The organism is Gordonia aurantiaca, from assembly GCF_039939235.1.
In the GTDB taxonomy this organism is placed as follows: Bacteria; Actinomycetota; Actinomycetes; order Mycobacteriales; family Mycobacteriaceae; genus Gordonia.
Genome location: NZ_JBDUUF010000025.1, coordinates 1 through 10,635 on the forward strand (window position 1 = coordinate 1; position 10,635 = coordinate 10,635).

Genomic DNA, 10,635 nt, shown 5'->3' on the forward strand with positions numbered 1-10,635 from the left:
CTACGAGATGCCTCTCAGACTCGGGAAATAGGACCTTAGACAAGCTCTATTCTTCCCGGTCAGAGGGGCATTTCTGCGTTACGACGCCAACTCAGCAAGCCTCCCCATCGGTGGATCGAGGCTTAGCTCCCTATCGCGCAGCAGTTCAGCCATCCGCTCCACCCGCAGCATGGTCAAGTACGCGAGCGGCGTCTTGCCGTATGCCTCCACGAACACGCGCGAGAGTTGCTTTTGTGAAAGGTGAACCTGTTCCGCCAGCGTGCCGAGAGTCCACGGCGCGCCCGGCGACTCCCGCAGCAGGTCCCGTGCCTGAGCCGCCTCGACGCGCAGCGGTAGAAACTGTCGCAGGCGCGGCGCGGCCGGGATGATCCGGGCGCGTTGACTCTCTGATGTCCGTATAGGAGGAGGCGTCGTCTGGACGAACGGGATCAGGACATCGAGGACGGCGAAGACCAGTGATTGCATACGGTAGAACCGGTCTGGGCCAGGGCCGTCGAGGCTCAGCGCAGTGAGCTCGTCCAGCCACGGCATCAACAGACTCGCACGGTCATCGCCAAGACGAAGAACCTGTGCTGGCACGCTGTAGACCTGATCCAGGAAGTCGTCGGCGTCCAGCCGGTCGGCCAGCAGCGCGGCGTGCTGCCAGAACACCTGGTCGACGAGGTAGTCGCGATCTAAGTAGAGGGTCGTCAGCGTGGTCCATCCCTCGGGTTCGTACCCGCACAACGTGTGAGAGTTGAGGGTGATGACATCGCCAAGAGCCACGGGCCGCGCACCGAATTCACTGAACACGATCGCGGAACCTGATCGGACCACGGCCACCGTCACACAGTCGTAGGCGACAGGGGTGACCGGCCGGTCAAACGTGCGGCTCCGAGCAACAATCGGAACATACGGCTCCGGAGCAACGGAGCGCCGATCCGTACTCGACATCCCGATCGCTGTCGCTCTGTATGACCGTGTATCCGCTACAAGTTCAGTGCGTCGCGCGGGCTCGTCGCCCGGCAATGCAGAAGCGCAAGGGCGGTTGCCTATAGCCGCCTACCGGCGGACAGGCCGCGGCGGCCCCCCCGGCGGTCGGCGAATCGACGGTTGGATAGCGTGTCCACGGCGCGCGCCACGGCGCGTTGCGTGATGTCGGTGTCGTCATGGCTTCGTCGGGGAGACCGCCGGTTGATCTTGACTGGCCCGCCGTGATCGATGTGCAGTGATCGCGAGCATGATGGCTGCGGCGAGGGCGACGGCGCCCAGTACGGCCGCCCAGGTGAATGTGCTGGCGTAGGCGTCCGCTAGGTTCAAGCCCGCTCCTTGGACGTGCGCTTGCAGGACGACAGCGAGGGTCGTGACGCCGATTGAGCCGCCGAGTTGTTGCAGGACGCTGACGACGCCGGTCGCGCGGGGTATCTCGGCGCGGTCTAGGGTGCTGTAGGCAGCGGCGGTGGCTGGTGTTAACGAGGCTCCGATGCCCAAGCCGCGAATCAGAAGCACGACGGCCAGCCAGCCATAGTTGGTGCCCTCGGTCACAAACATCAACGGGATAGTGGCGACGGTGACCAGGGTCAGCCCGGTGACGGCAACGATGCCGCCGCCATGACGATCGGTGAGTCGGCCCGCCAACGGCATTGCCAGCGCGGCGCCGAGACCTTGCGGAGCGACAAGCAGACCGGCGACAAGTGGTGAGGCTCCACGCGCAAGCTGATAGTAGAGCGGCATGACAAACAGCCCGCCGTAAAGCGCAGCGCCAGTGAAGAAGAGCGTCGCCGCGGCGGCGGCGAACGGTGGTCGGCCGAACAGGCGGACATCAACGAGCGGCTGTCGTGCTCGTCGGGCGTGGGTGGCGAATCCGATCACCAGGACGATGCCGGCGGCGATAGGCGCCCAAGCAACCGGAGCACCAAGTCCGCCATGCGACTGGACCTCGGATAGTCCGAACACGATGCCAGCCAGTCCCGGTGCCAGCATGGCTAGCCCGAGCCAGTCCAGGCTCGGCTTTGTGGCCTCAGTCGGATTACTGGGCAGGAGGCGGACGGCCAGCAATAGCGCGACGGCACCGAGCACGACGTTGATGTAGAAGATCCAGCGCCACGAGGTCTCATCGACCAACACCCCGCCGATGACCGGCCCAAGCACCGGGACGAGCAGCATCGGCACGCCGACGACTGACATCACCCGTCCCATTCGCGCAGGACCCGCGGTGCTCGCAATCAGGCCGATCCCGACGGGCATGATGAGCCCGCCGCCGATGCCTTGCAACACGCGGAACGCGATCAAGGCGCCGATCGACCACGATGCGCCGCACAACGCCGAACCGAGTACGAACACGAACACCGCGCCCAGCCAGACCCGGCGGGCGCCGAATCGCTCCGTTGACCACCCGGCGAGCGGGATCACCACCGCCAGGGTGAGCAGGTAGGCGGTGGACACCCACTGGATCGTGGCCAGTGGGGCATGCAGTTCACGAGCGATCGCGTCCAGGGCGACGTTGACGATCGTGGTGTCCAGCAGGGCCATGCCCAGCCCGACGACGACTGCAGCGGCGACCACCCAGACTTCGCGCGGCACCCCAGCCTCTGACGCTGCGACGGTCGGTTGCGGATTCGGCGTGTTCTCGCTGTTCGTCATGCGGCCACCTTCAAATAATTCTCCATACGGTGGATAGTATCCACTTGTTGGGGGATTGCGCTACCCTGGATTCGTGACCGCAGCTCGCCGCTCAGCGGCTTCCCCGAACGAACCGACCAGTGCGCAAACGACCGAGGGACCCACGCGCCGGCGGCGGCCCGAAGAACGCAGACGTGACGCCGACCGCACTCGCGGCGAGTTGGTTCAAGCCGCGTTCGATGAGTTCGCCGCCCGTGGATACGCCGGAGCTCGGGTACAGGACATCGCTGCCCGCACCGGCGTGGACAAGCAGCTCATCAGCTACTACTTCGACGGCAAGGATGGCCTCTACCAGGAGGTGCTGCACACCCAATTCGCCCGCGACGCGGCCGTCAGCGACCCGAACCTGCCATTGGAGGACAACGCGGCCCGCTACGTCCGACACGCCCTGGCCGACCCGCGCCTTACTCGGCTTCTATTGTGGGCCGGCTTGTCCGAAGACCCAGACCACCCGGCGACTCTCCCTCCGGCCAGCCTCGACCTGACCAGCATGATCGCCCGCCAGCAGCGCGGAGAGATACCCGACGATCTCGACCCCGCGGTCGTACTGCTTGTCATGATCGGCGCCGTCACCGCTGCCGTCGCCCTCCCGCAGGTGATCCGGGCGATCTTTGACCTCGACCCCAAGGGCCCAGACTTCGAGAACCACTACGCCGAACAGTTGCGTGCCCTCCTCGCTCACCTACGTGACCGCCAACCCGGCCAATCGGCCCCCCGCGGGCGACTAGCCATGACTAATCCACAACCTGACCGCTACCACCGGGACAGCGTGTTTACCACCGCCGAACTCGCGTACATGAGCACGCAACGACTGGCTCGGCTGGCGACGGTCGACTCCCACGGCCTGCCGCAAAACTCGCCCGTCGGGCTGCACTACAACCCCGCCACTGACACCATCGACGTCATCGGATGGAATCTGGCCGCTAGCCGGAAGTACCGCAATGTGGTCAGCAACCGAAACGTCGCGCTCGTGGTCGATGACATGCCCGTCGAAGGAGCACCACGTGGCATCGAAATCCGCGGACGCGCCGACACATTGCCCGACACAGACCCCACCACCGGCGGGCGCACGATCATCCGTGTCCACCCTGACCGCATCGTTAGCTGGGGACTCACCAAGCTGGACGACCCCACGCGCGAGCCCAGCTTCCCCGCCAGCCGTGTTGCGCGCCGTCACCACCACTGAGACCTCAAGCCATCGACCACACCGCACACAGTCGGCACTTTAGAAGCCGGCCGGTCCGCCCTCTGAAAGCGTGCCGCCTCCAAGGCGACGCACAGCCGCCGCCGCTTGTTTTGGCAGGACTCCATTACCGAGCGCGGTGAGTTGTTGAGCGTGGGTGAGGCCGAGTGCGGAATCAGTGACCCAGCCCTCGGTCAGACCCATGAGCCACTCCACGAATGCGGGCGCTGGGCGAGGCCCTGTACCTTCGTTCAGGATCGCGGGAGCGGGCGCCGCCCTGCCGGTGATGCGTTCCCATCGGGCGATGGCTGCGGCGTAGCGTCCCCAGCCTCGAAGAACTCCTCGATCAGCACGAACGTCGCTTCCGGCGAGGGCCCACGCCCGTGTTTGGTCACTAGGTCGATCACCTGATGGCTCAGCGCGATTGTTCCGCGCCGTGCCTTCACCTGATCCAGTGCCTCCCCGCCGCGTGCGGAGTCCGAGGCCAGCGGTGTTCGGAACAGCGGCGTGGGCGAGGATGAAAATGCGGAATCGGGGATGTGGTGCGCCGATGGTGGAAGCGGGTAGGCCGATCCATCGTGCGTTGTACCGGAGGTCGGCCAGGTCTCCGAGTACGGCGCCAAGCGCCCGTAGAGGTCGAGTTGGCTGGTCTCCCAGACCCCACGGGTCGAGTTCCAGACCGCGAAGGGCTGCGCCCGCACGGGTTGCGGGCTCGGGGTTGCGTCGTTCATCGTCATCTCCTTGCTCGGTTGCGCGTCGGGCGGGTGCGGAGAGCAGCCCGCGAACGTTCTCGATCACGACCCGCTCGGGTTGCAGCGCCTCGATTGCGGTCGCCATGTGTGCCCATAGGCCGGAGCGGGTTCCGGGCGCGAGGCCGGCGCGTTTGCCGACCGTGGAGACGTCCTGGCAGGGGAACCCGCCACACAGGACATCGACGGGCTCGACGGTGCTCCAGTCGATGGCGGTGATGTCGCCGAGGTTGGGGGCGTCGGGCCAGTGGTGGGCGAAGACGCGGGCGACGGGTTCGTTGATCTCTGAGAACCAGATTGTGCGGGCGTCGAAGGCTTCCTCGACGGCGAGGTCGAGTCCGCCGTAGCCGGAGAACAGCGAACCGACCCGCAGACGGTGGTCGTCGGGCTCGTTGTTCGGCTCGCGCATGAGGACTCCGGCTGATCGGTGATCCCCGGCCGGCGTCTCCTCGACGCGATGCCAGGCTGGTCACCTGCCAGGTGCTCGACCGGCCTCCACGCTCCGGCCTCGCTCCCGCCGTGAGGCCTCACCGGGGCCCTTTCCTCCGACTGCTTCTGAGCCACCACGCCTCTTGCAGATCGAGGTCACTTGCCGGCGCGCCGAGTGAGAATGGCCGTGTGCCTGACCCCTGTGCCTTCTGCGGCTCGACAGAATCACTCACCCGTGAACACGTCTTCGGACAGTGGGTGAGCAAGATCGGGTTGGACCTCAGCCCCGTCCAGCACAGGGCGGGACCGCTGAACGGAATACCGCGCGACATGGGAGAGCAGCCGCCGTTTCGGCAGACGGTGAAGAGCTTCTGCGCCTCCTGCAATAACGGCTGGATGAGCGACCTTGAAGCCATCGCTCAGCGCGTGCTGACGCCCTTGATCCTCGGCGAAGCGACAACGATCGAGCCGGCGGACCAGGGTGCGATCGCGATGTGGGTTCAGAAGACCGCGCTGACTGCGATGCTCATCTCCAGCAAGGAACAGCGGGAGTCCGGCTATGGCTTGTCGCCGGCCGAGTATCGGGCACTCTACGAGCGCCGGGAGGCCATGCAACCCCTTGATGCAAGCCGCTTCTGGGCGGGCCGGTACGAGGGTCCATCCGGATTCTGGGCCATTCGCGTGATGCCGCTGACCGTGCGCATCCCCGGCTTGGCGGAGCCCGATGTGCCGCAGTGCTACTTGATGACGATCGTGCTCGGAGAACTCGCGTTGCAGGGGTTGCGTTTCACGACGCCCGCGTTGGAGATCGAAACGACGAGCGGGCTCGGGCTGCCGCAGCTGTGGCCGCCCCTTGGCTTACTCTCGGCTCCGGCGGGCGAACCGTGCACGGAGGTGTCGTTCCTGCGTTTCGCCGACGGCAAGTTGCTGCAATCGGCCGTCGAGCATGTGGAGCTCAGACCTTGGACTCACGCGGCCGAGCTGCCGCAGAGCACAATCGTGGATGGCAAGGTCAGGGTTCCGGCTCTATGCAGGAAGCACTTCCTCTACTACCCGGTCGCTCTGATGGAAGACGCGCTGCGGGGAAGGTTCTACGCATTCATGACGGCCTGCGAATGCCAGACCGCCTACCTCATCCAGACCGAATCCGACGGGGCACACTGCAAAGCGGCGGGTGCGGCGGAAGGCATCGGACAGATGTACGAGGACCTTCCTGGAGACGAGTTCGTCATCCAAGACGGGATCGGCGAGTTCGTGTACAAGGAAGTGCCGACCGCCTGACGCAGCGCCCGCCCCGCCTCTCGCGACCTCCAACGTCTCGCTCACCTATCTGGCGTGACGGTTTCAATGCGCGTGATGAGCGCGGGTGATGGCTACAAGTACCTGCTGCGCACCGTCGCCGCGGCGGACGGCGACAGGTCGCTCTCGACGCCGTTGACAAGGTATTACAACGCCGAGGGCACCCCGCCAGGCCGGTGGCTCGGAGCTGGCGTCGCCGGCCTCGGGGGCGGGCAGATCGTGGAGGGCGATCAGGTTTCCGAAGCCCAGCTCCAGCTCCTCGTCGGCATGGGCCGCGACCCGATCACCGGGGTTCCGTTGGGCCGCGCGTACCCCGAGTATCAGCCCGTCACAGACCGCGTCGCGGCCCGCGTCGACAGCCTCGATCCCGGGCTCGGCCCCCTCGCCCGCGCCGAGGCGATCACCGCGATCGAGTCCGAGGAAGCCGACCGTGGAGTGAGGCGCGCGGTGGCAGGCTATGACTTCACGTTCTCGATCCCGAAGTCCGCATCCGTCCTCTGGGCGGTCGCGGACGCGGGCACGCAGGCCTTGATCGGGCAGGCGCATCACGCAGCGGTTGCGGAGGTGGTTGCGTACATGGAGCGGGAGGTTGCAGCCACCCGCACGGGCGCAACCGGCCGCGACGGCGCAATTGCACAGGTCGATGTGACCGGGCTGATCGCTACCGGATACGACCACTACGACAGCAGGGCCGGCGACCCGCACCTGCACACGCACGTCGTCATCTCGAACAAGGTGCAGACCGTCCTCGACGGCAAATGGCGCTCGCTCGACGGCCGTCCGATGCACGCCGCGACCGTCGCCCTCTCGGAGTTGCACGAGGCGGTGTTCGCCGACCACCTGACCCGCATGTTCGGCGTGACGTGGGAGGCCCGTCAGATGGGCCGGGACCGGAACCCGGCGTGGGCGATCGTCGGCGTGCCGGAGGAACTGGTCGCGGAGTTCTCCACGCGGTCGCGGCACATCGACGTCGAGACGGATCGCCTCATCGACCGCTACGTCACCGCGCACGGACGGAGCCCGTCGCCGGCGACGATCATGAAACTCCGCGCCCAAGCCACCCTCACGACACGACCGGAGAAGGAGATCCACTCGCTCGCGGACCTCACTGCCGATTGGCGGGCTCGCGCCGGCCAGATCCTCGGCTCGTCGGACGCGACCGCGTGGGCGCGGCGGGTGGCGGCGAACGAGGAGCCGCTGCTGCTGCGTGCCGACGACCTCCCCGTGGACGTGATCGAGTCCCTCGGGCAGTCCGTGGTCGAGGCGGTCGGTGAGAAGCGGTCCACCTGGCGGCGCTGGAATCTCACCGCGGAGGCGGCCCGGCAAACGATGGGTTACCGGTTCGCCACCATTGAGGATCGGGAGGCCGTCGTCGGCCTGGTCGTGGACGCCGCCGAGGCCGCGTCGCTTCGACTGACTCCGGCGGAGCTCGCGTCGAGCCCCGTCGCGTTCCGCCGGCCGGACGGGACCAGCGTGTTCCGGCCGAAGCACTCGACCGTGTTCTCCTCCGAAGTGCTGCTGGCGGCCGAAGACCGCCTCCTCGAGCGCGCCCGCACCACCACCGGACCGACCGTCCCGCTTGCGGTGGTCGAGCGGATCGCAGCGCGGCCCGACCGGAAGGGACAGACACTCGGCGACGACCAAGCCGCGGCGTTGGCGAAGATCGCTGTCTCCGGCCGCCTCGTCGATGTCCTGGTCGGCCCGGCCGGCGCGGGCAAGACCACGGCCATGTCGGCGTTGCGCCGCGCGTGGGAGCGCGAGCACGGCCCCGGCTCGGTGGTCGGGCTCGCGCCCTCCGCGGTCGCCGCGCAGGTGTTGGCCGATGACCTTGGCATCCAGACCGAGAACACCGCGAAGTGGTGGGAGGTCCACGAGCGCACCGGCGCGACCTTCCGGGCAGGGCAGCTCGTTATCGTGGACGAGGCATCCCTGGCCGGCACGCTCTCGCTCGACCGCATCACTGCCCTGGCCGCCGAGGCCGGGGCGAAGGTGCTGCTCGTCGGGGACTACGCCCAGCTCCAGTCCCCAACAGCCTCTGGTGCGTTCTCGCTGCTCGTCCACGACCGCGATGACGCGCCGGAGCTGGTCGACATCCACCGCTTCACGAACCCGTGGGAGAAGGCCGCGTCCCTCGGGCTGCGGCACGGGCACACGGAGGTCATCGCCACCTATATGAAGCACGGCCGCGTGATCGGCGGCGAGACGGAGGCGATGGTCGACGCCGCCTACGCGGCATGGCGGGCCGACTGGCTCGCGGGACGTGCGACGGTGCTGGTCACCGACTCCAACGCATCTGTCCTCGCGCTGAACCAGCGCGCCCGGACTGATCTGATCCTGGACGGCACCGTGAACGCGCTACGCGAGGTCGAGCTGCACGACGGCACGAGGGCCGCGGCCGGGGATTCGGTCATCACTCGGCACAACGACCGCCGCCTGCGCGCCGGCCGCGGCTGGGTCCGCAACGGCGACCGATGGACGGTTACCGGGGTCCGCGACGACGGCTCCCTCACCCTCCGCCGCGCTACCCGCAAGTGGGGCGGGTCGGTCGTGCTCCCGGCCGACTATGTGGCCGAACACCTCGACCTCGGCTACGCCGTCACCTCCTACCGGGCGCAGGGCATCACCGTCGACCGCTCGCATGTCCTGGTCGACGCCGCCATGACCAGGGAGAACCTGTACGTCGCCCTCACCCGCGGTCGCGAGCTGAACATGACCTACGTCGCCGTCGACAAGCCCGACGACTCCCACGAAAGGCCGCATCCTGGCGACGACATTGAGGCCACGGCCAAGTCGGTGCTGTTCGGGGTTCTCCAGCACGTCGGAGCCGAGCTCTCCGCACACGAGACGATCACCGCAGAGCAAGAGGCATGGGCGAACATCGGTCAGCTCGCCGCCGAGTACGAGACGATCGCCGCCGCGGCGCAACACGACCGCTGGGCGAACCTCATCCAGGCCTCCGGACTCACCGACGAGGAAGCCGAAGCCACGATCAGCTCGCCCGCGTTCGGCGCCCTGACCGCAGAGCTGCGCCGGGCCGAGGCCAACCACCACGACATCGAGAATCTGCTGCCGCGTCTGGTCGCCGCACGAGGATTCAGCGACGCCGACGACATCGCCGCCGTGCTCCACTACCGCGTCGCCCGGGCCACCACCCGGCCCGCCGGGTCCGGGCGCGCCCGGAAGGCGCCGCATCTGATCGCCGGCCTCATCCCCGAAGCGACCGGGACTATGAACCCCGAGTTCCGGCAGGCCCTCATCGAGCGGCGCGACCTCATCCAGACCTGCGCAGACGCGCTCCTCGGCACCGCGCTCACCGAGCAGCAGAGCTGGACGGCAGCGCTCGGGACCGTGCCCCCACAGGTCCGCGCCGCGGCCGCGTGGCGACAGGCCGCCCGCGTCGTGGCCGCGTACCGCGACCGCTACGGCATCACCGACACGACCGCCCTCGGCGCCCGGCCCGAGAGCGATACGCAGAAGATCGACGCCGCCCGAGCCCGCGCTGCGCTCGATCGAGCCCGAGGCCTCGCCGACGCCGAACGGCAAGCACAGGAACCCACTCGTCGCACCGGGTCGGAGCGGGTCGGCCCGAGGCTGTAGGCCGTAGCGCGGTCGGCTGGTCTCGCCGGTGCGCCTCTTACGAATGTCGCGGCTGAGTCCTACCCTGGAAGGGAGGCAGATTCCTCCTTGACCTAGCGTCCTCTCGGACAGGCCCTCGGGCCACTCTCTACGCACTGTCTCGTCACTTGACCGTGCAATGAGAGGACAGCGCAATGATCCGCCTGCTCTGGGCTCTGAGTGTCCGCACCCGCTATTTCCTGCGGCGCTACATGCCCACCAACATCGTGCTCGACCTGATCCGCACCCGCCGCGGGCTCAAGTGGGGCCTCCCCGTGATGCTCCTGGCCGTGCCCTACCTGCTCGCCGCGAGCATCTGCACCAACCTCATCGCCGACGGTGCACCCGGCTGGCTGAACATCCTTGTGATCCTGCTTATCTGGAACGCACTCAAGCTCCTCCTCATGGGGCCGGTCAGCGTCGTAGTTCTGATCCGCGTCCGCATCCGGGAGGCCATCGCACGCCGCCGCAGGACGCAGCGGCAGCGGATGTCGGTGGCAACTGGCACTGTGTGAGGCGGGTGTCGCGGTCACCCGCCTGTTGGGGCTTCGCCGGCGGCGGCGCCCCGCTAGCCTTAGCCTCGATCCACCGATGAGCCTTCGGCGGGTGGCGTCGGCGTGATGGGCGCGGCGTGATCGGCTGCGGGCAGGGGTGAGTTCCGGGCGTCTCATCCCGGTTGTCCACTTCGTTCTCGGTCGT

Annotated in this window: 7 protein-coding genes; 4 read left to right on the forward strand and 3 right to left on the reverse strand. The window is 67.6% G+C overall.

The window, feature by feature from the left end:
* Positions 1–78: 78 nt before the first annotated feature.
* Positions 79–822 carry an AraC family transcriptional regulator gene (locus ABFT43_RS22460; protein ID WP_347962452.1) on the reverse strand — a complete coding sequence of 248 codons (744 nt, stop codon included), beginning with the start codon at positions 820–822 and terminating at the stop codon, positions 79–81.
* A gap of 324 nt (positions 823–1,146) precedes the next feature.
* A complete protein-coding gene (locus ABFT43_RS22465) occupies positions 1,147–2,622 on the reverse strand; it encodes an MDR family MFS transporter (protein WP_222114172.1) in 1,476 nt (491 codons plus the stop codon).
* 73 nt (positions 2,623–2,695) lie between these two features.
* Between ABFT43_RS22465 and ABFT43_RS22470 the strand changes: the two genes are divergently transcribed.
* Entirely contained in the window at positions 2,696–3,847 is a 1,152-nt protein-coding gene (locus ABFT43_RS22470) for a PPOX class F420-dependent oxidoreductase (protein ID WP_347962453.1), read from the forward strand.
* 39 nt (positions 3,848–3,886) lie between these two features.
* On the opposite strand, the gene ABFT43_RS22475 is transcribed toward ABFT43_RS22470, so the two are convergent.
* Entirely contained in the window at positions 3,887–5,002 is a 1,116-nt protein-coding gene (locus tag ABFT43_RS22475) for a DNA cytosine methyltransferase (protein WP_109239955.1), read from the reverse strand.
* A gap of 278 nt (positions 5,003–5,280) precedes the next feature.
* Between ABFT43_RS22475 and ABFT43_RS22480 the strand changes: the two genes are divergently transcribed.
* The 3 genes from ABFT43_RS22480 (at position 5,281) to ABFT43_RS22490 (ending at position 10,451) form a co-directional block, all read left to right on the forward strand.
* Positions 5,281–6,303 (forward strand): hypothetical protein, encoded by a 1,023-nt coding sequence (locus ABFT43_RS22480; RefSeq protein ID WP_219931012.1) that lies wholly within the window; start codon positions 5,281–5,283, stop codon positions 6,301–6,303.
* A 75-nt stretch (positions 6,304–6,378) separates the two neighbouring features.
* On the forward strand, positions 6,379–9,918 hold the full coding sequence (gene mobF, locus ABFT43_RS22485; RefSeq protein WP_347962454.1) for a MobF family relaxase: 3,540 nt from the start codon (positions 6,379–6,381) through the stop codon (positions 9,916–9,918).
* 173 nt (positions 9,919–10,091) lie between these two features.
* Complete coding sequence (locus ABFT43_RS22490; protein WP_109239954.1) at positions 10,092–10,451, forward strand: sulfate permease; 360 nt, start codon at positions 10,092–10,094, stop codon at positions 10,449–10,451.
* Positions 10,452–10,635: the final 184 nt, after the last annotated feature.

Bases quoted from the DNA above. Each gene is read 5' to 3' on its own strand.
- ABFT43_RS22465 (WP_222114172.1), bottom strand. From the start codon at position 2,622: ATGACGAACAGCGAGAACACGCCGAATCCGCAACCGACCGTCGCAGCG.
- ABFT43_RS22475 (WP_109239955.1), bottom strand. From the start codon at position 5,002: ATGCGCGAGCCGAACAACGAGCCCGACGACCACCGTCTGCGGGTCGGT.
- mobF (WP_347962454.1), top strand. From the start codon at position 6,379: ATGAGCGCGGGTGATGGCTACAAGTACCTGCTGCGCACCGTCGCCGCG.
- ABFT43_RS22490 (WP_109239954.1), top strand. From the start codon at position 10,092: ATGATCCGCCTGCTCTGGGCTCTGAGTGTCCGCACCCGCTATTTCCTG.